Source organism: Pseudomonas sp. LB3P93, assembly GCF_054898025.1.
Genome location: NZ_CM142713.1, coordinates 2,447,290 through 2,468,608 on the forward strand (window position 1 = coordinate 2,447,290; position 21,319 = coordinate 2,468,608).

Below are 21,319 nucleotides of genomic sequence, written 5' to 3' on the forward strand. Positions count from 1 at the left end.
ATGAACGCCTCGCAACGTGGTTTTACCTTGATTGAAGTCGTGGTGACGCTGGCCCTGATCGGCCTGCTGGCCGGCATGGCCGCGCCGCTGACCGAGACCGTGGTGCGCCGGGGCAAAGAGCAGGAATTGCGCACGGCGCTGTACCAGATCCGCGACGCCATCGACGCTTACAAACGCGCCTTTGACGCCGGTTACATCGAGAAGTCGCTGAACAGCAGCGGCTATCCACCGAGCCTGCAAGTGCTGGTGGAAGGCGTGCGTGATGTGCGCAGCGCCAAGGGGGCCAAGTTCTACTTTTTACGCCGTTTGCCGCATGACCCGCTGACGCCGGTCAAGCGTGACGACGACGGTGGCTGGGGCTTGCGCTCTTACGACAGTACGGCTCAAAACCCGCGGGATGGCGAAGACGTCTTCGACGTTTACTCCCACGCCCGCGGCAAGGGTCTCAACGGCATTGCCTACCGGGAGTGGTGAGAACATGCGTCGGGAAAAGGGGTTCACCCTACTGGAACTGATGGTGGTCATGGCAATCATCGCGACCCTGATGACCATCGCCTTGCCACGCTATTTCAACAGCCTCGAAGCCTCGAAAGAAACCACGCTGCGCCAGAGCCTGTCGGCCATGCGCGAAGCCCTGGATCACTACTACGGCGACACCGGACGCTATCCCGATTCCCTGGAGCAACTGGTGGAGCAGCGTTACCTGCGCAGCCCGCCGATGGACCCGATTGCTGAACGCAAGGACCTCTGGGTGCTGGTCGCGCCGCCGGACGGCGTACCGGGCGGAGTTGCCGATATCAAAAGCGGATCCACAGGGAGGGCGCGTGATGGCAGCCTTTATTCCGAGTGGTAAGCCCGCCGACGAGGCCGGGTTCACTTACCTGGGCGTGCTGTTTCTGATCATGGTGATGGGCATGGGCCTGGCCAGTGCCGGCGAGTTGTGGTCGACCGCCTCGCGTCGTGATCGCGAACGTCAGTTGCTGTGGGTCGGCACTCAATACGCCCAGGCCTTGCGCAGTTATTACCGTAGTTCGCCAGGCCTGGCGCAGTACCCGAAAGAGCTTGAAGACTTGTTGCAGGACGAGCGTTTTCCGACGGCCAAACATCATATTCGCCAGCTGTACCCAGACCCGATCGGCGGTGGTGAATGGACTTTGATGCGCGGGTTCGACGGGCGCATCACCGGCCTCAACAGTCCTTCCACGGACCTGCCGCTGAAACAGTCGGACTTTCCCAGCCAGTGGTCGGACTTCACCGGCATGGCGAGCTACAAGGACTGGCAGTTCGTGGCCGAGAAAGCTTTCCTCGATGGCGCCTCGGGCCCGGCGAACAGCCACTCCGCAGGGTCTCAGGCGGTGACGCCATGAACCGCCGCCAATGGCTGTCGGCCCTGATCCTCGTAGGTGTGGCGACGTTCGCCAGTGCCGCCGAGGAGGACGAAATGAAGGGTTTTATCGTCGATGACACGATCTCGCACATCGGCCACGACTTTTACTACTCGTTCAGTGAACGCCTGCGCGCCACCAGCCCGATGGATTTCAACCTGGTGGTACGCGAACGACCTTCGGCACGCTGGGGCAGCCTGGTGACCGTGGAATATCAGCAACGACTGGTTTATCGGCGCTTTTTGCCACCGAACACCGTGGAACTCAAGGACGAGGCCTATGACGCCGCCGACTGGGTTCGCGGACAGATTGTCCAGCGCAAGCTGGAAGCCTTGTTGCAAGACACTACGGACCTTGAGAGGGACGAATTATGAAAACGAAAACAGTCTCACGGAACCTCGGGCTCTGGTTGATCGGGTTGGGAAGTTGCAGCCTGGTGCACGCCACGGAGCTGGTTTACACGCCCATCAACCCCTCGTTCGGCGGCAACCCGTTGAACGGCACCTGGTTGCTGAACAACGCCCAGGCGCAAAACGACTACGACGATCCTGACCTGAAAAACCGCACCTCGGTGGCCGGGACTTCGGCTCTCGAACGCTTCACCAGCCAGTTGCAATCGCGGCTGCTGGGGCAGTTGCTGGACAACATCTCCACGGGCAATACCGGGAGCCTGTCCACCGACGCCTTTATCGTCAACGTCGTCGACGACTCCGGTGCACTGACCATTGAAGTGACCGACCGAGCGACCGGTGAAATTTCGGAAATCCAGGTGAATGGCCTCGCCCCTTGAAGGGGATTCGGGTCGATGGGGAGAAATGGATATGAAAAAAATAATAGCGCTGGGGCTGATGTTGGCGGCATTGCAAGGGTGCAGTTTGCGCGAGAATGTGGGGGCCGAGCAGGACACCGAGTCACCGACCCTGACCCCTCGGGCGTCGACCTATTACGACTTGATCAACATGCCACGACCCAAGGGCCGGTTGATGGCGGTGGTGTACGGCTTCCGGGACCAGACCGGGCAGTACAAACCGACCCCGGCCAGTTCGTTTTCGACCAGCGTGACCCAGGGCGCGGCAAGCATGTTGATGGATGCGTTGCAGGCCAGTGGCTGGTTTGTGGTGCTGGAACGTGAAGGGCTGCAGAACCTGCTGACCGAGCGCAAGATCATCCGCGCCTCGCAGAAGAAGGCCAATACGCCGGTGAACATTCAGGGCGAGCTGCCACCGTTGCAGGCGGCGAATCTGATGCTGGAAGGCGGGATCATTGCCTATGACACCAACGTGCGCAGTGGCGGGGAAGGGGCGCGATATCTGGGGATTGATATTTCCCGGGAGTATCGGGTGGACCAGGTGTCGGTGAACCTTCGCGCAGTGGATGTGCGCAGTGGGCAGGTGCTGGCGAATGTGATGACCAGCAAGACGATTTACTCGGTAGGCCGCAGTGCCGGGGTGTTCAAGTTTATCGAGTTCAAGAAGTTGCTTGAGGCTGAGGTGGGTTACACCACTAACGAGCCGGCGCAGTTGTGTGTGTTGTCGGCGATCGAGTCGGCTGTCGGGCACCTGTTGGCCCAGGGGATTGAGCGGCGTTTGTGGCAGGTGGCGGGGGATAATTCTTCGCCTGATAACAATGCGACGCTGGATCGTTACCTGACTCAGAACAAGGTTGTGCCTGAGGGGGAGGAAGAGTGAGCCGAGGCGGCCTTCGGGCCGTCGATCTAGATCTTGACCTTGGCGGCCTTAAAGCCGACCAGGTTCACCCTGATGTATACCGTCCAACTGTGGGAGCTGGCTTGCCTGCGATGGCGGCCTGAAAGCCAACAAGCCTCTCCCAGATGTACCCCATCTAACTGTGGGAGCTGGCTTGCCTGCGATAGCGGCCTGACAGCCGACTAATCTCCCCCAGATCTACCCCATCCAACTGTGGGAGCGAGCCTGCTCGCGATGGCGGCCTAGTAGCCGACCAATCGCTTTCAGGTGTACATATCCATTCCTGCGGTAACGGCCACTTATGGTTTCGCCCTTACGGCGAGTCCCTTTTTCAAACGCCAAAAAGGAACCAAAAGGCTTCGCCCCAGCGTCCGGCCCCTCGCCTGGGCTCGGCGTTCCCTCGCTCCGGCATTCATCTGGGGGCATCGCCTCCGGTTGGCTTCGCTTCAACCTCCTCTCGATGTGTGCGGCTTCGCCGCACGGCGCTGCGCGCCCACCCCCCAGATGAACGCCTCCACTCGGCCTACCGAAGGGGCGGGCAGATCAAAAGCCAGATCAAGATCAAGAGCTGCAGGCGAGCTAACGCTCGGCCTGTTGAGTGGTGAGAGGCGGAAGGTATACGCCGGTCATTGTGGGAGCTGGCTTGCCTGCAATGGCGGCCTCACAGCCGGCTAATCTCTTTCAGGTGTACATATTCATTCCCGCAGGAATGGCCATTAGGGGGCCGTTCTTACCGCCGTCCCTATCGAGGCTTTATGTAAGCGCCCTAGCCCAGTAGTCCGAAGAGTTTTCCGCAAAGCCAAAACACACAAAAGCCAAGGAATGAATAGCAAAAAAATTGATAGGGGATCGTGACCAGGCGCCTTAGACGTAAGGGGAACCTTTTGATTTCATCCATAGCATGTGGGTCGCTGCTGCACAGAGACGCATCGTCCAAGAAGAACATGGTGGAGATGTGAGACAGACGGCAATAGCGTCCATAAAATCCATTGCCCATGACGCGGCGGTTGCGACCTACGAAGTACGACTCATTGAGATGAGATTCAAGTTCTCCGAGCTTCGAAAAACTGATGTACACCCAAAAGAACAGGAACATAAACATGATGGATAAGCAGCCCAGCAAAATAGAAAAACAGAGCAATTTTAGGTTGCTTGCTGGACTGGAAATTTCAATTAATAAAGAAACAAAACCGCACCAAAGCACCAGTAACCCAACACCTATTAGCGCAACCCGCATGATATTGTTTGGGATTGTCGCCCATTTTTTTAGGCTCGTCGGCAGAATTTCAGCTTCCATAAATGCATACGGATCCAGCATCTGGTACAGATTGAAACTGCCCGTTAACGAACTAATGAGCCTGATTCTGTTCATCCGTCCAAGCGGGCCGTTCCCCGCCGTGTTTCGAGTGATACTCACTAAGTGAGAGGCAATGAAGTGATCTTCAATCTGATCCAACTTGAAGTAGGCTGCAAATAAAGTGATGGCCTGACTGATGAGTATCATTAGAAAAACCACCATCCATAAAGTGAGGGGGATGGGGTTCAAGGTGGGAGTAATCACAGGTGATCCTTAACATTAATCCATATCAAAATGCCGGCCCCCCAGATGAGGCAAAACGCATTGATATGACCAGGAACAATGACCCAAGGCCGCAAATGCCTAGGGAAAAGCCTAACTTCCTCGATTGACTCCGGGTCCATTTTTCGGAAGAATTTGAACATCAACAGCGACCATATCAACACCAAACTTCCGGTCCGTAAAATGATCGGTGTACTGGCATCGCTTAGGTGAGAATTGACCAGGCGGGAATTTGTAAAATGATTTTGTATCTCGTTGAATTTATAGGTCACTACATAAGCCATAAACGCGCTGTTCATAAAAAATAGCGCAAAGAGCGGAATGCCGGACAAACCAATAATCTGGTCAATACTCATTACTCAATTACCTCATGTAACTTCGTACCGATGTATTCCCCGGCTTGGCCTCCAGTGTCTCCCATTTGCGCCGCTAGCATTCCGCTTACCACTAGTAGGCAAGCCATCCCGCCCAATCCATAAGTCCCTGCGCCAATGGCTAAACAAGTGCCCTCAGCGACTGTTGCTCCAATGGCCCCTGCAACAACGCCTCCGGTGACATTCCCCAAGAGTTTCCCGCCCTGTACAAACTTGACCTTTTGGCATTCTTCTTCGCGCCCGACTCGGCACGTTTCGTGAATTTTCATCGCCGCTGAACCAGCGCCAAAACCTATCGCTACATAACCACCTGTTTTTATGTATTTGGAGGCTCGCGCCACGCCATCAATATGGGTGGCATAGCCGGGCAACTGACTAGGCGCGCCTGCTTTGTCCCAATGGTGAACTATGCGACGCGTAGAAAGCCCCAAAGCACGTTTAAGCTTCGGATGATCCGGGATCCCTGTGCCTTTGCGAACCAAAGGTCCCAAACCAGCATTCAGTTTCGTCATGAGTCGCTTACGCTTTGCAAAAAAATCGGGAGATTTAAGGTGACCGTATTCGCGATATTGTTCCGAATGTAAACGCTCAAGTTCTTCGAGGGTCCTTTTCAGCGTTTCCAGGTGCTGGCCAACCATGAACGACGCTACGCCCAATCCACCCGAACCCACTCCCAAAAACGGCTCAATCACCTCATGATGCTCAACCATGAACGAAGCCTCTTCATCACTCAGCTCTTTGAGCGCCTCGTTAACCTTCTGCGCAGCAATCATCATCTGCGCCTCTTCACGCCGGCACATGTAATGTCGTGAATCGCTGAAGATCACCATTTGCCCCGGCTTCACGTGTTCACCCAGATGGCGATTGAGCGAACGGAATTCGCGACGTAGCGCATCGCTTGGCGAGCTCTCATACAGCGAGCGTTCCAGCGACTCAAGGCTCATGGGCTTTTCAACAATGTGAAAACCCGACTCCGCCGGTTTGGGCTGGGTGAAGGCGTGATCTTCGACCCGATGTTGCGCCGGGGGTGGTTCGGGTTGGGTCTTGAATCCATTCCATGAGCCGCCCCCGTTTTCCGGATTGACGCGAGGCGTGACCATTGCCCAATCACCGCTGCTCACGGCGTTGAGCAGTTTTTGCTGGTGGGCGGCTTGCGTGTAGTTGGAACTGTTGGCGCCCACGGCATTGAGCAGGTCGTCGAACCCTTGTAAGTCGTACGGGTAGTTCAGGGCCTGGCGAAGGGCGTCGGCAGCTTGATGGCTGTCGAGTACCTGGCCGCGCTCGCCAACGAGTTGGTGTTGGGGGATGAGTTTTGTCACGCGTTGTGCCCGATCCTTGGAAATGGGGCACTTTGGCGATGGGGCTCAAGGGTGAATGCCGGAGGATTCGGTAAAACTTGTAGGGCAAGTCCGAAATCCTGGCGGCGTTTGGGGGAGGGTGGTTAGTCAGCGGGTGATGGGCTGGATTGAGGGGACAATCGCGGGCAAGCCACGCTCCCACAGGGATCCTCGTCGTTAACAACAACTGTGGGCCGGCTCCAGGCGGCGTTCCGACGATGGCGGCTTCAAAGCCGCCACCTCTCCATCACGCACAAAAAAACCGCGGCCCTCCCCCAAAGGCCGCGGTTTTTTATGCCTCGCGATTACTGCTGCAACACAGTCGCCCGGTTGTCAGCACCCAACTGCTGAACATTCGCCATCTGGGTCATGCCACTCTGGTCAACACTGGCAATGTTCCCGGTACCGCCCTGGGTCACGTACGCCACGTTCATGGTGTCAGCCTGTTTGACGGTGATCATGTTGTCGCTGCCATACAGCTGCGTGGTGAACGCCTGGTTGCCCGTGCCCGACTGGTCGAACTCGGTGGTGTTGCCTGTGCCGTTGGTGGTGCCCTGGGCCAGGTTGGTGGTGCCGCGCTGATCGGCGATCAGGATGTTGTCGCTGCCGTTCTGGTCGAAGTACAGCTCGTTGTAGGAGTCGGCCTGGCTGATGGTGGTTTTGTTGCCGCTGCCGGTCTGGTTGGTGGTCATGATGTGGCCAACGCCATCCTGTTTGAAGCTGGCGATGTTGCCGTTACCGGCCTGGGTGACGGTTGCAACCTGGTTGCTGCCGAATTGGCCGCCCAGTTGCGGGCCTTTCCAGTTGCTGGCGTAGACCTTGTTTTCGGTACCCACGGAGGTCGCGGTCAGCACGTGGCTGTCGCCGCTCTGGTAGGTGAAGTGCACGTTGCCGGTGCCTTGCTGGTACAGCGCGAGCACCGAGCCGACGGAGTCGAACTGGTCAGCGTAGATGGCGTTGACGTCACCGACTTGCAAGACTTGGGCATAGTTGTTTTGGCCGAAGCTCTGGTCGACCACGGTTTCGTTGGTTTGTCCGTACTGGTTGACGGTGGCCTCGCTCGCGGTTTGTGCGCCTTGCCAGACCTCACTGCCGTTGAAATCACCGAACTGGTTGATGGTGATGACGCCGCCGTTGCCATCGCGCTGGTCGCCATAGGCATAGTTGCCTTCGCCGGCCTGGTTGATGCCAATCTCGCCGCCCATGTGCGCGATCTGTTCGGCGGTGCCGTAGTTGGCGGTGCCGTACTGGATGATCGTCGCGTTGTTGGCGATGCCCAGTTGAATCTGCTCGATGTTGGCCTCGTTGCCGTCACCAAACTGAAGGGTCTGGCCTGTGGTGGCTTCCTGGCTGTCCTGATAGATGAACGAGAAGTTGCCGCTGCCCGACTGTTGTTGCAGCGCCTGGTTTTCGCCCATGCCGATCGACTGGCTGGCATGGCTGGTGTTGCCGCTGCCGACCTGTTGCTGGGAGATGAAGCCGCCGTTTTCGAACAGTTGCTCACCGTAAGCGGCGTTGAAGTCGCCGACCTGATCCTGGGTGATGGTGCCGGTGGCGTTGTCTTGCAACGCCGCGGCATCGTTACCCTGGCCGAGTTGCTGTTGGGTGGCGGTACTGAACGGGGCCGCGGTCTGTTTCACATCGGCAATGTTGGCGGTACCGAACTGGTCCTGGGTGGAAACGCTGTCGTCGGCCATCGCCTGGGCACTGACAATGACCAGTATGGCGGCGGTGAGGGGCGTCAGTTTGAACATGATGAAACCTCCAAGGGGTGCAGTGCTTTAGCGATATTGTTTAACCGAAACGCTCATGCCGTTTCCCGACTGGGTCACGGCGCTCGAAAGCCCCGTACCGGCCTGGTCGATGCTGGCGTCGTTGTTATTACCGTTCTGGGAAATCTGCGCGCGGTTGTGACTGCCGTTTTGGGTGATTGAGGCGGCGTTGCCAGAACCTTGCTGGGTGATCATTGCCATGAGGTCGCTGCCTTGTTGCAGGATGTAGGCTTCCTGATTACTGCCCGACTGGACGATGGTGCCGAGCAACGATTGGCCGTTCTGTTGCAGCAGCGCCACGTTGGCCTGGCCGTTCTGGTCGATCAGCGCGTGCTGGCCAACCGGTGGAGGCAACTCGCCGAGATCGGCGGAGGGTGCCAGGTCGTCGTTCTCCATCAAATCGTCGGCGCGCACGCCTGCACTGCTGCAAAGCAGAAGCAGGCACAGCAGGGCGGCGGTCGGCGTTTTCATGGCGTTGTCCTGTGGGAAGAGGCCGGCCCCACCCACCGAATCGGCGGGCGGGGCGAGGGCTCAGTTGGCGGTGACCGTCACGGTACGCACGGTGCCTTGGGAGGAGCGGATGGTGGCCGTCGGATTAGCGGACGGGATCACCGTGGTGCTGTTGTTCACCGTCAACCTCCAGCGACCGGTCACCGGCACGGTGGTGGTGCCCAGGGTTACCAGCCCGGTCGGGGTGGTGACCTGAACGGTGATGGTGTTGCCGGTGATCACCGATGAGGTGCCCGCAAAGTCCCAGGTGAAGCGGTTATTGGAGCGGGCCGACACCGTAGCTCCGGTTACTGCGAAGGTTTCCGCAGCAGGCCGTGGCGAGACTTGCACCGTGACCGTCGCCGGTGTCGACAGGGCGCCGAAGCTGTCCCGGGCGATGTAGGTGAAGGTGGTGGTGAAGGCCGTGGTGACCGTGGCCGGTGGGGTGTAGGTGATGACGGTGCCGTCAGTGGTGGCGGTGCCGCGACCTGCTGGCGGTGGGGTCACGCTGGCGACGGTGAGCGGCACGTTGCCTTCCGGATCGGTGTCGTTGGCCAGCACGTTGATCGGAATCGCCACGCCCAGGGTCGCGATGCTGTCGGCGACGGCCACCGGAGACTGGTTAGGCGCCACGGTGATGGTCACGGTCGCCGGAGCGGTCGAGGCCAGGCCTTTGACGTCTTGAGCCTTGTAGGTGAAGGTCGCTGTCAGCGGTGCATTGACCACGGCAGGCGGGGTGTAGATCACCGCTGCCGTGCCGCTCAATGCCACGGTGCCTTGCCCGTCAGCCGGTGGGGTCAGCGCGGTGATGCTCAGCGGCGTGTTGCCGTCAGGGTCACTGTCGTTGGCCAGCAGGTTGAGGGTCAGCGGCACGCCGAAGCTGGTGCTTCCGGTGTCGGCGACGGAGAGCGGCGCCTGGTTCTCGCCGGTATCCGGTGCAGCCCCGACGACTACGACAAGCTCGGTATCACTGCCGCCAGCGGCGGATTTGACCGTGACGGACGCCGGTGGCTGAGTCAGGTCTGCAATGGTCAGCCGTTGCAGGGTGCCGGTTTTCGACAGACGTCCGTAACCCTGCGCAACCATGTCCGGCACCGCCACTTCATCCGTGGAGGTGGCCTCGATCAGCAGACTGTGATTGCTCCAGTTGTAGCGAGCGGTCTGGATTTTCACCAGGTCGGTGAGCTTGCTCGACACCGCCGTAGGCCGGGTGGTGCCGCCCGGGTTGGTGGCGGTGACCACCACCACTGCAGGCACGGTGGCTCCCGTCAGGCGCTGGCCGAAGAACAGGCCGGTGTTGTCGCCGAGCATGTTGGTCAGGCAGGGGGTCTGCGGTGGTCCGGGCACAAGGGCCACGGTTTCGCGGAAGCACAGGCTCGAACCGTTGGCCGATTTGCCAAACACTTCGACCCGGGTACTGCTGGTGCCCGGGCCTGAAGAGGTGCGGCGGTAAGTGGCGCGGCCAATTTCAACCGGGGTTTGCGCACGGTTGTCGAGGACTTTGCCCGACACGGTAAAGAGGTTGGTCTGGATGGTCCCGGCAGGACCCTGCACACGCAGGAAGTTGTTATTGAACGGGCTGCCGGTGACCGCTTCGGTGAGGTTCGGATCGCCGACATAAGTCTCGGTGGAACCGGTGTCCGGGTTCACTTCGGTGTACGGACCGTTGACGCTGCTCAGGAATGGCCCGATTTGACCATTGAGAGCGCCGCTGAAATCACCCGGTACGCCGATGCCGATGTCGCGGGTGATGTTGATCGCCCGACGGCCCGGCGTGGTGACGTTGACCGTTTCCACGCCGTACGGGTGGGTGATGGTGTAGGTCCCGGCGACAGGCACGTTCACCCGCAGACGAATCCGCGCGAAGCTTGCCTGATCGCCGTCGACAGGGTTTTCGGACGTGAATGCCGCTTCGATCGCGGCCACGTAGGCGTCCACGCCATAGCCTCCGACATCGGCGATGGTGGTCTCGGCGAGGTACCAGAACGCTTCCGGTGGCCAGTTATCCGGAAACACCATTGGCTGGGTGTCGTCGAAAACCCCGGGTTCCGGATTCAGGATGCACATGTAGGAGGGCGCGCCAGGTGCGCCAGGCGACCGCGAGCTGGTCGCCCGCGACTGGCACAGTTCCAGCGACAGCAGATTGTTGTCCTGGTACCACATCGGGAATTTCCCGGTGGCAAAGGTGTAGGGGCCGGGGTCGACGGCAGCGAGCTGCGCGAAAGCACTCCCGGACAGCGATAGAGTCAGTCCCAGGGCGTTGAGCGCCAGGCGTGGCAATTTGTTCATGATGCCTCCTGATGAGGATCTGGGCATGTGTGCGTTCATTGCACGATGACCACTTCTTCGATATCGCTGCCGCCATTGGATGACGTCACTCGAACCTTGGCCGGTGGAATCGGCGAGATGCCGGTCGCCAGGGATTTCACTGCGCCATCGCCACTCAGGGCGCCGATGGCGACACCGGTGCCGGTGGTGGCGGTGAGTACCGGCGGCGAGGTTTCATCGCTGGTCGAAGCCACTACCGTGATTTGCGCAGTGCTCAAGCTGTACTGGGCGGTCTGGATCACCACCAGGTCCGTCAGTGGCATCGACAGCGTGGTCGGTGTGCTGGTGGGAATGGCCAGGTGGTTGTCGGCGGTCACCACGAGATTGCTTGGCAACGTCGGGTTGGTTGCGGACTGGGCGTACCAGCGGCCGGAGGTATCAGCCTCGGTCAGGTTCAGCACCGGGCTGTTGCTGTCCAGGGTCACGGTGGCCGGTGGCGGTGGCGCCATGACGAACACATCCTGCTGCGCCACGGGTGCGCTTTCACCGGCCTTGCGCGAGTAAGTGCTGCGCTCGGTGATCATCGGAGTTGGCCGGGCCACAGTCGACAACTTGCCGGAAATGGCCATGACCGTCGTGCGCAAGTCCAGACCGTTAGGCCCCTCGATGCGGATGAAGTTGGTATTGAAAGGGCTGCCGGTGAAGGCTTCTTCCAGATTCGGATCGCCAACGAACCGTTCGGCCGAACCGGTGACCGGGTTGGTTTCGGTGTAGGGGCCGTTGACGCTGCGCAGGAACGGGCCGATGTCACTCTTGAGGGCGCCGTCGTAGGTTTTCGGCGTGCCGATGCCGATGTCGCGGGTCATGTTGATGGCGCGAGTCCCACCGGCGGGAACGTCAAAGATGTCGACGCCGTAGGGGTGGGTGATGGTGTAGACACCGGCGGTGGGCACGTCCACCCGAATGCGGATGCGGCCGAAACTGACCTGGTCGCCTTCTACCGGTTCTTCAGCGGCGAAGGCGGCTTCCACGGCGCTGACATAGGACAGGTCGATGCCCCGTGCGGCATCAACGATTGAGCCGTCACCGGTGAACCAGAACGACTCATCGGGAAAGTTGGTCGGGAAAACGATGGGCTGCGCGTCGTCGAAAACCCCGGGGGTCGGATTCAACAGGCACATGTAGGCCGGCGCACCGGGTGCACCGGCAACCCTGGAGCTGACTGCCTTGGACAGGCACAAGTCGAGGGTTCGACCATGGCTGTCCTGATACCAGGCGGCGAACGAGCCGTTGTCTGGCACATAGGGGCCGGGGTCTACGGCAAACAGCGCTGCCTGGGCAACACCTTGGGCTAAAGCGCTGACGACCAGGGCGGCCGCCGTTTTGGACAGTAAAGGGTGCATGAGTATTCCCTCTATCGAAGTACCTGCCCCGTAGGGATGGGTCAGTCGAGGAGGCTTCGGCAACTTCCATACCAATCTTTGAAAACGGCTGGCAGAGGCCCGCAGCGAGGGCGTGTAGCGCGCAAACGGTTTCGCGGCGCCGAGGGCGCGAGCGGGCGATTGTCCCCAGCATTGGGGGTAGGTGGGGGCTGTGGGGTGTGCGGGGAATTGGTGGGGGGGGCAAAACCCGAAGTCGGGCAAACGCCAGACAGTGGGCTATAACCCTATAGGGAGTTTCCGGGAACAACGTCCATGAATGTTCAGACTACAACCCTCCAGAAAGAAGAGGGCGATATCAGCCTGAGCTCGCGCAAACAGCCGTTCAATCTGCTGCGCTGGTTCTCGCTCATCAGCATGGCGGTGATCGGCACCGTGGCCGTGGCGCTGGGCGCGGTGTCCACGCGCTTCGTGATTACCGAAAGCGTGCAGCGCGATGCGTTGCTCACGTCCCAGTTCGTTCAAGCGATTGCCTCGGCCGAGGTGCGTCATGTCTCGATCCCCAACGTGCGGACCATGGGCGAGCTGCTGGACCCGCGCAAAGACAAAGACTTTCCCGACGTTGATCCACTGGCCCGTGCCAGTGCCCGTGGCGAATTTCTCGACCATATCGAGCACTTGCCCGACGTGATCCTGGCCAACATTTATGCCCCTGACCGCATGGTGATCTGGTCCACCAACCCGGCACTGATGGGCACCACGATCCATTCCGACGAAGACCTCGACCAGGCCTTTTCTTCCAAGACGCCGGTGTCGGCCAGTTATCACAACGTGGACAAGGGGCGCATGGAGCAGAAATTCATCACGCCGCCGGACTACATCTTCATCGAGAACTACATTCCGCTGTTCGATGCCGATGGCGATACCGTCACGGCGATGGTCGAGATCTACAAGGAGCCCAAGGACCTGATCGACCGCATGGAGCGCGGCCTGGTGCTGATCTGGCTGGCCACGGCCTTGGGCGGTGGACTGATTTATCTGGGGCTGTACTGGATCGTGCGACGGGCGGCGATTCTGCTGGCGACCCAGCAAAAACAATTGATCACCAACGAAACCTTTGTCGCGCTCGGGGAGATGTCATCGGCGGTTGCCCATAGCCTGCGCAATCCGTTGGCCACCATCCGCTCCAGCGCCGAGCTGGCTCTGGAGTTCGACAGTGGCCCGGCCCACAAGAACATCAACGACATCATCGGTCAGGTGGATCGCATGTCGAAGTGGGTCAGGGAATTGCTGCAGTCGTTACGCCCGCTCAACGATGAAGCCGAGCCGGTGAACCTGGTGGCGGCGTTACATGACAGCCTCATGGCCTTCGAACATCAGATTGCCAAGGCCGGGGTGCAGGTGGTGTTCGAGCCGCAGGAGACGCCGATGGTGTTGAGCCAGCAGGTGCAACTCACGCAGATCCTCAACAGTTTGCTGGCCAATGCCGTGGAAGCAATGGACCAGGGCGGCACCCTGACCATCACCCTGGAGCCGACCGATACCCGGGGAATCAGCGTGGTCGTGAGCGACACCGGCAAGGGCATGAACGAAGAACAGCGCAGCATGGCGTTCCGGCCATTCTTCACCACCAAGCAAGGCGGGCTGGGGGTCGGGCTGGTGCTGGTGAAGCGGATCATGGAGCGTTTTGGTGGCGCGGTGACTCTGGGCAGTCGTGAAGGTGAGGGCACCTCTGTCCGTCTGTCGTTCAAACGGTTTCCCTGATAATGGGTATGAACCTTCCCCGTTAGCGGGTGCCAGGACCCAGTCGTTTCTCCGGTCATGGCGCATTGGTGTTGATAAGCCATTGTTTTGTTAGTGTTATTGCTCTTGTACAAATCTGTTACAGATCTGGCGAGGTCCTTGCAAAACCACCACTACCTCCTTCACGACTTCGAGGCGGCTGGTGATGGACAGAAAAGCGCGTTACCCCTTCAAATGGTTCAGCCTGATAACGCCTCTGAGCGTCCTGCTCACTATGACGCTGGGCACAGCGACTCTGCATGCTAGCCCCATCGATGGCGTCAAAGGCAGCCGAGACACGACGCGCAAGGAAAACATCCTGCCGCCGTCGGTGCAGACCCGTTTCAATTACCCCACCAATGGCAAGCCAAACCCGTTGTTTGGCGCTCAGCCGTTCACTCGGCAGCGGGTGCTGTTTGAAGAATTCGGCCCGGAAAAACTCGACGCCTTTATGCGTCAGCCGGGGCTGACCTTCGGCCCACAAGTGGCGGTGAAAAAATGAAACGCAAGGGAGCCGACACACCCGCGCATACGCCGCGCTCCCGCGCCTTGGGTATGCACCTGATTCTGGTCCTGGTCACTTGTCTGTTGGCCAGTCTGGTGCTGCTCGCTCGCGAAGGGGTACTGGCGCCAACGGAATCGGCGACACCCTGGGGCGGCGATTACTTCCCCAACACCTTGCTGACCGATCAGGACGGTCGGCAGGTGCGGTTCTTCGATGATTTGATCAAGGACAAAGTGGTGGTGATCAATTTCATATTTACTTCGTGCAGCGACTCCTGCCCGCTGGAAACCGCGCGCCTGCGTCAGGTGCAAAATCTGTTGGGCGACCGGGTCGGCCAGGACATCTTCTTCTACTCCATCAGCATCGACCCACTCAGCGACACGCCCGAGGTGCTGAAGGCTTACGCGCAACGCTTCAAGGTCGGGCCGGGCTGGAAGTTTCTGACCGGCGAATTCGAAGACGTCACCGATCTGCGCAAAAAACTCGGGCTGTTCATCGAAGGCGTCGACAACGGACGCAGCAAAGACCACAACCTGAGCCTGATCGTCGGCAACCAGACCACGGGCCGCTGGATGAAAGCCTCGCCGTTCGAGAACCCGTGGATCCTCGCCGATCAGTTGGCCAACACCTTGCAGAACTGGAAGAAACCCAGCGTTGGAGAAAGTTACGCCGATGCGCCCGAGATTCGCCCGCCGAGCAATGGTGAAGAACTGTTTCGCACCCGTTGCGCGTCGTGCCACAGCCTGGGGCCGCTGGACGGGCAGGGCATCGGTCTGCGCAGCATCGGCCCGGACCTGATCGGCGTGACTCGCCGGCGTGACCCGGTCTGGCTCAGTCGCTGGATTCGTGAACCGGACCGCATGCTCGCTGAAAAGGACCCGATCGCGGTGGAGCTGTTTGAACGTTTCGACAGAATCCCGATGCCCAACCTGCGTCTGGACGAGAACGCGGCGCAGTCAATTATGGGATTTTTGCAGGAAGAAACCGATCGTCAACAACCGCTGCAAGCGGCGCAGGTGCAATAGCGGCGAAATACTATCAGTGAAGCCGTCAACCACGATCAATGCCACCTACACTGATCGCTGACGCGGCTGAAAAGGCTTGATGCAAGTCTTCAGGACACTCTCATGCAGACGCTGGAACAACAAAAAATGACTGCGCCGGACACACCGGCAGCAGGGAAGCCGTGCCGGGGCGGACAGTTCAATCTGCTGCGCTGGTTTTCCTTGGGCAGCTTTTTCATCATTGCCGCCGTGGCATTGGGGCTCGGCTACATTTCCACGCGCTTTGTGGTCACCGAAAGCATCGAACGCGACTCCATGCTCACCGCGCAATTCGTTCAGGCCATCGGCGATGCGGAAATCCGCCATGCCTCGATCAACCCGATCAGAACCATGGGTGAAATGCTCGACCCGCGCGATGACAACGCTTATCCCGACGTCCTTCCGACAGCCCGTGCGTCTTCGCGCGGCGAGTTTCTCGATCATGTGGAGCATCTGCCGGACATTCTGTTAGCCAACGTGTATGCCCTTGACCGCACCGTGGTCTGGTCGACCAACCCGGAGCTGATCGGTGTGCGAATCGAAGACGATGATGAACTCGACGAATCCTTTGAAATGAAGGAAGCGGTGTCCACCAGCTACCACGAGATCGACGACGAGCGTCCAGAGCAGAAACTGCTGCGTGAGCCTGATTACCTGTTCATCGAAAACTACATCCCGATGTTCAATGCCGACAAGAGCAAAGTCATCGCGATGGTCGAGATCTACAAGGAACCGGTGGATCTGGTGGAGCGCATTCAACGTGGCTTCAAGGCGATCTGGCTGGCGACCCTGATTGGCGGTCTGGTCATCTACCTCGGGCTGTTCTGGATTGTGCGGCGTGCGTCCATGCTGCTGCAGAGCCAGCAGAAACAACTGATCACTAACGAGACCTTTGTCGCCCTGGGTGAAATGTCCTCGGCGGTCGCCCACAGCCTGCGCAATCCGCTGGCGAACATTCGCTCCAGCGCCGAACTGGCCCAGGAAATAGCCAGCCAGAACGCGCAAAAGAACATTGGCGACATCATCAGCCAGGTCGATCGCATGTCGCGCTGGGTCCGGGAGTTGCTGGTGTCGTTGCGGCCCATGAACGACGACTCCGAAACCGTGGACCTGGTGCTGGCCATCGATGACACCCTGAGCGCTTTCGACGCACTGATCCGACGCTCGAACGTGGAAGTGCGCTTCACACCGCAAACCTGTCCACCGGTCGTCAGCCAACAGGTGCTGCTCACGCAAATTCTGAATAGCCTGTTTGCCAACGCCCTGGAGGCCATGCCCAAGGGCGGCATGCTCAGTATCGAGATTGAACAGCCCCGATCCGGACAGGTGCGGATGACCTTGAGTGATACCGGCAAAGGCATGACCAAACAGCAGCAACAGATGGTCTTCAAGCCGTTTTTCACCACCAAACAGGGAGGGTTGGGCGTTGGCCTGGCCCTCGTCAAAAGAATAATGGAGCGTTTCGAAGGCTCGGTCGAACTGACCAGCCAGGAGCAGGAAGGAACCCGCGTCTGTCTCAATTTTAAAGTGGCAACGGGAGGGGAATATGGAGCACAGCATACTGCTGGTCGAGGATGATGAACTCCTGGCCGAGAATATTCAGACCTACCTGGAGCGCAAAGACTTCGAGGTGACGGTCTGCCACTCGGCTGAAGAGGCGTTGAAAAAACTGGGTACGTTTACCCCTGATGTGGTGTTGACGGATAACTCGCTGCCGGGCATGAGCGGTCACGACCTGATCCAGAAGCTGCGCATCAGCGCGCCGGATCTGAAAGTGATCATGATGACCGGCTACGGCAACGTCGAAGATGCCGTGGTGGCGATGAAAGAGGGCGCTTTTCATTACGTCACCAAACCGGTGGCCTTGCCGGAGCTCAAGCTGCTGCTGGACAAGGCCCTGGCCACTGATCGAATGGAGCGCACGCTGTCGTTTTATCAGGAACGCGAGGCGCAGAAGTCAGGCGTACAGGCGTTGATTGGCGAATCGGCTCCGATGCAATACTTGAAAAACACCATCGCCCAGTTGCTCGATGCCGAGCGGCGTATGGCCAACACCGATCTGCCGCCGGTGCTGGTGGAAGGCGAGACCGGTACCGGCAAGGAACTGGTGGCCCGGGCGCTGCACTTCGACGGTCCGCGCAGCAAAGGTCCGTTCATCGAATTCAACTGCGCGTCGATCCCGTCCAATCTGGTGGAGTCGGAACTGTTCGGCCACGAGAAGGGCGCCTTTACCGACGCCAAGGACCGTCGTGTTGGCCTGGTGGAAGCGGCTGATGGCGGCACGCTGTTTCTCGACGAAATCGGTGAAATGGATCTGCTGCTGCAAGCCAAGTTGCTGAAGCTGCTGGAAGACCGCACCATCCGCCGGGTCGGTTCGGTGAAGGAGCGCAAGGTCGATTTGCGGGTGATCAGCGCGACCAACTGCAACCTCGAACAAATGGTGCAACAGGGTAAATTTCGTCGCGACCTGTTCTTCCGTTTGCGCATTATTTCGATCAAGGTTCCGCGCCTGTATGCCCGTGGCGCAGACATCTTGCTGCTGGCCCGGCACTTCCTGGCGATCCACGGCAAACGCTATGGCAAACCGAACCTGCATTTCAGCGACCAGGCTGAAGAATTGCTGCTCAGCTACAGCTGGCCGGGCAACGTGCGTGAATTGCGCAACATGCTCGAGCAAACCGTGCTGCTGGCGCAGAGCGATACGGTTGCGGTCCATCAGTTGAACGTGTGCCTGAGCCTGGTGGATGACCCGATCATCCTGCAGGAAGCACAGCACCACGAGCCGCGTCCGGTGTACAACGGCACCGAGTCGATGAACCTGCCGGAGGTCGAGCGCGACATGGTGCGCAAGATGCTCGACAAGACCGACTGGAACGTCACCAAGTCTGCACGGCTGCTGGGTCTGAGCCGCGACATGCTGCGTTACCGGATCGAGAAGCTCGGCCTCGCACGCCCGGACAAACGCCAGTGGTGAGCCTTATTGCAACGTTGCCCCCTGACGGCTGAGGCATTCGAGTACGCACCGGGGGTCGAGAACTTCTTCGTTGACGTAGACACCGCGTTCCGGATCGTAGGAACGGATGAATACTCGAACGGAGGCATCCGCGACCGTCGGCAAAACTGAGTCGTAGAACTCATGCTGGCTGGCAATCGGGATGAAATCCTGAGGGGCCGTCGGGATGTATGACCGAGGCGGCACCGTGCTCAGGGAGGGCGGCACCGGGTGGGCGAAGGGCTGGTCGGCCCCGTAATAGTTGAAGTCACTGCTGTAGTCGGTGGTAGGTGTCAGCGTGTCGTCCGCCTGGGCGCCGGTGATGGCGGTCAGGCTAAGGGCGAACAGTAGCGTCAGATCGGTTGTTTTCATGGCAACACCTGCGAAATCGGTTTTCCCGCATTTCCCCAAGGCCATTAACTATAGCTGCCGTACGGGCTCGCGTTCGCGGTGCCCGGATTACAACATTCCAACAAACGCCAAATGGGTTTTTTCAACACCCTGATCTAGACTCGTGCCAGTCAATAAAATCCCGAATTCTGGAGTGCGCAATGGAAATGCCGACCAAAGAAAACGCCATCGCCAGCAACCGCGATGCCTGGAACGATTCCGCCCGACACCACAAGGACACCCCCGATTGGCAGGCCCTGGTGAAGGCGGTCAGTCAGCGTGATTTTTGCTGCATCGACGACACACTCCGCGGTTTGCTGGAGCAGGTTGGCGTCGATGGAAAGGACGTGGTGCAACTGGGCTGCAACAACGGACGGGAAAGTATTTCGCTGTTTGCGCTGGGGGCGCGTAGCGTGGTGGGCGTGGATCAGTCCGAGGCGTTTCTCGATCAGGCGCGAGAGCTGGCGTCCCGCTCACCGCATGACCCCGAATTCATCGAGGCCGACATTCATCATCTGCCGACTGAGCTTCATGAGCGCTTCGACGTGGCGCTGATCACCATCGGTGTCTTGAACTGGATGCCGGACATCGGCGAGTTCATGCGCCATGTCGCGCAGACCCTCAAGCCTGGCGGTGCGTTGGTGGTGTACGAAACCCATCCCTTCCTGGAAATGGTCGACCCCGAGGCTGCTGATCCTTATCGCCTGGACAGCGCCTACTTTCGCAGCGAGCCGTTCGTGCAGGATCAGCCAATCGTCTACGAAGGCAAAGTCGACCAGCCGGCCGCGTCGTCCTACTGGTTCGTCCACACCCTGGGCGCCATCTTCACCGCCGCCATCGAAGCGGGGCTGCAGATCAGCCACTTCAAGGAGTACCCGCATTCCAACCGCGAGGAACTCTATGACCGGTATGAACAGCAGACGGCGCAGTTGCCGTTGTGTTTTACGTTGGTGGTGGTGAAGCGCTGAGAACTGAGTTGCTCCCACTGACGCCATCGTCGGAACGCCTTGACTCGGTCTCAGTACCAGTCCGCCGGCGCTGATAAACCTTGATCACAAAGTCGATAGCGCGTCGGATCTCTAATTCGTCACCGTCGGCCAGTACCTGTGAAAGGTATTCGCTGATGGCTTCGTCGTTATCGAGTAATGCAGATATATCGAAGTCTGTTAATTTTTGATTCACGGATATAGCTCCTCATTCCTGGCTGAATGTATCCGCAGACGCAGGCCTGAGCAGTCAGACGGCTCTTGGTTTGGGTATGATTTTTCCGAGAGGCGCGTGGGACGTATGACGCCATCGTCGGAACGCCGCCCGGAGCAAGTTCGCTCCCACATTGGATCGTCGTCGAACACAAAATCTGTTTGCGCTGAAGATCTACTGTGGGAGCGAGCTTGCTCGCGATAGCCAATTGTCAGTCACATCAATGCTGAATGTCCGCCGCCATCGCGAGCAGGCTCGCTCCTACATTTGATTCCCGTCGAACACAAATACGGTGTGCGCTGAAAATCTCCTGTGGGAGCGGGCTTGCCCGCGAAGGCCGCCACTTGGTCTTTCTATCCGAAATCAGGCATTCGCCGCTCCCGTCACCACCGGCCGTCCCGGTTTACGCAGCGGGTCCAGGCGCGAGCCGGTGTAGCGGGTTTCGCGGAAGAAGCGCCAGCGGCCGAACAGGCCGTAGACGTGGGTGACCCGACCCTGTTCGTGATAGCCCATGCGGATGTGCAGCTTCAGGGCAGGGATGTTGTGGGTTTCGCAGACGTCCACCACCTTGTGGCAGCCCTGGGCCGCCATTGCCGCCCAGAGGTCTACCTGAGCATCCACCGACAGGCTGGTGCCGAAGTAGGGGCGGGTCATTTCGCCGCCGAACTCGAAGAACTCACCAGGTTTGACCGGGAACCAGCAGCCGTAATAGTGACGGTCGTGGTAGTCGCGGGTGCTGCCCCAGATGAACGCAACAGCGTGGCCTTCTTCATCCAGATACATGTGCCCGGTGTGACCCTCGGTGGCGAGTTCGGCCATGGTCTCGACGCGGTCACCAAAATGCTTGCCGAAAGCGCTGGCGTTTTCCGGGGTGATGGTCACCATGCGCAGACCCGAATAGGGACGCAGTTTGTGCGGCTGTACCGGGCTGATCAGGTCCCGTTCCATCCATAAAAGCTCCCAGTGGAAGAACACGTAGCGTTTCCACAGCGCGCTGAACGTGCGGCTCAGGCCCTTTTGTTTTATGCGTTCGCGAAGCTTTTTGATGATGCTCATGACGCTCTCCTTAGCCTAAGCCAGGGTGTGGGTGGAAACGTTTTTTTGATGGGTACAGATCA

At 59.2% G+C, this 21,319-nt stretch carries 21 protein-coding genes and 1 pseudogene; 12 read left to right on the plus strand and 10 right to left on the minus strand.

Annotated elements, in window-relative coordinates; translation table 11 throughout:
* The 6 genes from ACYZT8_RS10900 to ACYZT8_RS10925 are packed head-to-tail and all read left to right on the plus strand — an operon-like array spanning position 1 to position 3,073.
* A complete protein-coding gene (locus ACYZT8_RS10900; protein WP_461980956.1) occupies positions 1-474 on the plus strand; it encodes a type II secretion system protein in 474 nt (157 codons plus the stop codon).
* Between the two features lie 4 nt (positions 475-478).
* Positions 479-853 (plus strand): type II secretion system protein, encoded by a 375-nt coding sequence (locus tag ACYZT8_RS10905; RefSeq protein WP_461980958.1) that lies wholly within the window; start codon positions 479-481, stop codon positions 851-853.
* The gene (locus ACYZT8_RS10910; RefSeq protein ID WP_461980960.1) at positions 828-1,367 is read left to right on the plus strand and encodes a type II secretion system protein; all 540 of its coding nucleotides are present in this window, start codon (positions 828-830) and stop codon (positions 1,365-1,367) included. The genes ACYZT8_RS10905 and ACYZT8_RS10910 overlap by 26 nt, the downstream gene beginning before the upstream one ends.
* Positions 1,364-1,759, plus strand: a complete 396-nt coding sequence (csgE, locus tag ACYZT8_RS10915; protein WP_461980962.1) for a curli production assembly/transport protein CsgE — start codon at positions 1,364-1,366, stop codon at positions 1,757-1,759. Before ACYZT8_RS10910 ends, csgE begins: the two co-directional genes overlap by 4 nt.
* Positions 1,756-2,175, plus strand: coding sequence for a curli assembly protein CsgF (locus ACYZT8_RS10920; protein ID WP_109632931.1), 420 nt, complete (start codon positions 1,756-1,758; stop codon positions 2,173-2,175). Before csgE ends, ACYZT8_RS10920 begins: the two co-directional genes overlap by 4 nt.
* Before the next feature lie 31 nt (positions 2,176-2,206).
* Positions 2,207-3,073 carry a CsgG/HfaB family protein gene (locus tag ACYZT8_RS10925; RefSeq protein ID WP_461980965.1) on the plus strand — a complete coding sequence of 289 codons (867 nt, stop codon included), beginning with the start codon at positions 2,207-2,209 and terminating at the stop codon, positions 3,071-3,073.
* Positions 3,074-3,857: 784 nt separating this feature from the next.
* Here ACYZT8_RS10925 and ACYZT8_RS10930 read toward each other — a convergent pair.
* From ACYZT8_RS10930 to ACYZT8_RS10960, 7 genes are all read right to left on the minus strand, one after another.
* Positions 3,858-4,652, minus strand: coding sequence for a hypothetical protein (locus tag ACYZT8_RS10930; protein ID WP_461980967.1), 795 nt, complete (start codon positions 4,650-4,652; stop codon positions 3,858-3,860).
* Positions 4,649-5,026, minus strand: a complete 378-nt coding sequence (locus tag ACYZT8_RS10935; RefSeq protein ID WP_461980969.1) for a hypothetical protein — start codon at positions 5,024-5,026, stop codon at positions 4,649-4,651. Before ACYZT8_RS10935 ends, ACYZT8_RS10930 begins: the two co-directional genes overlap by 4 nt.
* Entirely contained in the window at positions 5,026-6,363 is a 1,338-nt protein-coding gene (locus ACYZT8_RS10940) for a hypothetical protein (protein WP_461980971.1), read from the minus strand. Before ACYZT8_RS10940 ends, ACYZT8_RS10935 begins: the two co-directional genes overlap by 1 nt.
* A 323-nt stretch (positions 6,364-6,686) precedes the next feature.
* Positions 6,687-8,135, minus strand: a complete 1,449-nt coding sequence (locus ACYZT8_RS10945) for a curlin (RefSeq protein ID WP_461980973.1) — start codon at positions 8,133-8,135, stop codon at positions 6,687-6,689.
* A 27-nt stretch (positions 8,136-8,162) separates the two neighbouring features.
* Positions 8,163-8,624: a curlin gene (locus ACYZT8_RS10950; RefSeq protein ID WP_461958257.1), complete on the minus strand. Its 462-nt coding sequence runs from the start codon at positions 8,622-8,624 to the stop codon at positions 8,163-8,165.
* A gap of 60 nt (positions 8,625-8,684) precedes the next feature.
* Complete coding sequence (locus tag ACYZT8_RS10955) at positions 8,685-10,931, minus strand: Ig-like domain-containing protein (RefSeq protein ID WP_461980975.1); 2,247 nt, start codon at positions 10,929-10,931, stop codon at positions 8,685-8,687.
* Positions 10,932-10,966: 35 nt separating this feature from the next.
* Complete coding sequence (locus tag ACYZT8_RS10960; RefSeq protein WP_461980977.1) at positions 10,967-12,313, minus strand: hypothetical protein; 1,347 nt, start codon at positions 12,311-12,313, stop codon at positions 10,967-10,969.
* A 291-nt stretch (positions 12,314-12,604) separates the two neighbouring features.
* On the opposite strand from ACYZT8_RS10960, the gene ACYZT8_RS10965 reads away from it, so the two are divergent.
* The 5 genes and pseudogenes from ACYZT8_RS10965 (at position 12,605) to ACYZT8_RS10985 (ending at position 18,593) form a co-directional block, all read left to right on the plus strand.
* Positions 12,605-14,053: an ATP-binding protein gene (locus ACYZT8_RS10965; protein ID WP_461980979.1), complete on the plus strand. Its 1,449-nt coding sequence runs from the start codon at positions 12,605-12,607 to the stop codon at positions 14,051-14,053.
* A gap of 184 nt (positions 14,054-14,237) precedes the next feature.
* Positions 14,238-14,552: pseudogene (locus ACYZT8_RS10970) on the plus strand (copper oxidase); the annotation flags it as partial.
* A gap of 17 nt (positions 14,553-14,569) precedes the next feature.
* On the plus strand, positions 14,570-15,601 hold the full coding sequence (locus ACYZT8_RS10975; protein ID WP_461980981.1) for an SCO family protein: 1,032 nt from the start codon (positions 14,570-14,572) through the stop codon (positions 15,599-15,601).
* 102 nt (positions 15,602-15,703) lie between these two features.
* Entirely contained in the window at positions 15,704-17,197 is a 1,494-nt protein-coding gene (locus ACYZT8_RS10980) for a sensor histidine kinase (protein ID WP_461980983.1), read from the plus strand.
* On the plus strand, positions 17,166-18,593 hold the full coding sequence (locus ACYZT8_RS10985) for a sigma-54-dependent transcriptional regulator (protein WP_461980985.1): 1,428 nt from the start codon (positions 17,166-17,168) through the stop codon (positions 18,591-18,593). Before ACYZT8_RS10980 ends, ACYZT8_RS10985 begins: the two co-directional genes overlap by 32 nt.
* Before the next feature lie 3 nt (positions 18,594-18,596).
* On the opposite strand, the gene ACYZT8_RS10990 is transcribed toward ACYZT8_RS10985, so the two are convergent.
* Positions 18,597-18,983: a hypothetical protein gene (locus ACYZT8_RS10990; RefSeq protein ID WP_461980987.1), complete on the minus strand. Its 387-nt coding sequence runs from the start codon at positions 18,981-18,983 to the stop codon at positions 18,597-18,599.
* A gap of 179 nt (positions 18,984-19,162) precedes the next feature.
* On the opposite strand from ACYZT8_RS10990, the gene ACYZT8_RS10995 reads away from it, so the two are divergent.
* Positions 19,163-19,969, plus strand: coding sequence for a class I SAM-dependent methyltransferase (locus tag ACYZT8_RS10995; protein ID WP_461980989.1), 807 nt, complete (start codon positions 19,163-19,165; stop codon positions 19,967-19,969).
* Here the strand turns inward: ACYZT8_RS10995 and ACYZT8_RS11000 are convergent.
* Together ACYZT8_RS11000 and ACYZT8_RS11005 are read right to left on the minus strand one after the other, a co-directional pair.
* On the minus strand, positions 19,944-20,183 hold the full coding sequence (locus tag ACYZT8_RS11000; RefSeq protein WP_461980991.1) for a helix-turn-helix domain-containing transcriptional regulator: 240 nt from the start codon (positions 20,181-20,183) through the stop codon (positions 19,944-19,946). The two genes, ACYZT8_RS10995 and ACYZT8_RS11000, sit on opposite strands and share 26 nt — an antisense overlap.
* A 381-nt stretch (positions 20,184-20,564) precedes the next feature.
* On the minus strand, positions 20,565-21,257 hold the full coding sequence (locus ACYZT8_RS11005) for a GNAT family N-acetyltransferase (protein ID WP_461980993.1): 693 nt from the start codon (positions 21,255-21,257) through the stop codon (positions 20,565-20,567).
* Positions 21,258-21,319: the final 62 nt, after the last annotated feature.

Excerpts from the sequence above, each read along its gene's own strand:
- ACYZT8_RS10900 (WP_461980956.1), top strand. The coding sequence starts at position 1 with ATGAACGCCTCGCAACGTGGTTTTACCTTGATTGAAGTCGTGGTGACG.
- ACYZT8_RS10905 (WP_461980958.1), top strand. The coding sequence starts at position 479 with ATGCGTCGGGAAAAGGGGTTCACCCTACTGGAACTGATGGTGGTCATG.
- ACYZT8_RS10910 (WP_461980960.1), top strand. The coding sequence starts at position 828 with ATGGCAGCCTTTATTCCGAGTGGTAAGCCCGCCGACGAGGCCGGGTTC.
- csgE (WP_461980962.1), top strand. The coding sequence starts at position 1,364 with ATGAACCGCCGCCAATGGCTGTCGGCCCTGATCCTCGTAGGTGTGGCG.
- ACYZT8_RS10920 (WP_109632931.1), top strand. The coding sequence starts at position 1,756 with ATGAAAACGAAAACAGTCTCACGGAACCTCGGGCTCTGGTTGATCGGG.
- ACYZT8_RS10925 (WP_461980965.1), top strand. The coding sequence starts at position 2,207 with ATGAAAAAAATAATAGCGCTGGGGCTGATGTTGGCGGCATTGCAAGGG.
- ACYZT8_RS10935 (WP_461980969.1), bottom strand. The coding sequence starts at position 5,026 with ATGAGTATTGACCAGATTATTGGTTTGTCCGGCATTCCGCTCTTTGCG.
- ACYZT8_RS10945 (WP_461980973.1), bottom strand. The coding sequence starts at position 8,135 with ATGTTCAAACTGACGCCCCTCACCGCCGCCATACTGGTCATTGTCAGT.
- ACYZT8_RS10950 (WP_461958257.1), bottom strand. The coding sequence starts at position 8,624 with ATGAAAACGCCGACCGCCGCCCTGCTGTGCCTGCTTCTGCTTTGCAGC.
- ACYZT8_RS10955 (WP_461980975.1), bottom strand. The coding sequence starts at position 10,931 with ATGAACAAATTGCCACGCCTGGCGCTCAACGCCCTGGGACTGACTCTA.
- ACYZT8_RS10960 (WP_461980977.1), bottom strand. The coding sequence starts at position 12,313 with ATGCACCCTTTACTGTCCAAAACGGCGGCCGCCCTGGTCGTCAGCGCT.
- ACYZT8_RS10965 (WP_461980979.1), top strand. The coding sequence starts at position 12,605 with ATGAATGTTCAGACTACAACCCTCCAGAAAGAAGAGGGCGATATCAGC.
- ACYZT8_RS10975 (WP_461980981.1), top strand. The coding sequence starts at position 14,570 with ATGAAACGCAAGGGAGCCGACACACCCGCGCATACGCCGCGCTCCCGC.
- ACYZT8_RS10980 (WP_461980983.1), top strand. The coding sequence starts at position 15,704 with ATGCAGACGCTGGAACAACAAAAAATGACTGCGCCGGACACACCGGCA.
- ACYZT8_RS10985 (WP_461980985.1), top strand. The coding sequence starts at position 17,166 with ATGGAGCACAGCATACTGCTGGTCGAGGATGATGAACTCCTGGCCGAG.
- ACYZT8_RS10990 (WP_461980987.1), bottom strand. The coding sequence starts at position 18,983 with ATGAAAACAACCGATCTGACGCTACTGTTCGCCCTTAGCCTGACCGCC.
- ACYZT8_RS10995 (WP_461980989.1), top strand. The coding sequence starts at position 19,163 with ATGGAAATGCCGACCAAAGAAAACGCCATCGCCAGCAACCGCGATGCC.
- ACYZT8_RS11005 (WP_461980993.1), bottom strand. The coding sequence starts at position 21,257 with ATGAGCATCATCAAAAAGCTTCGCGAACGCATAAAACAAAAGGGCCTG.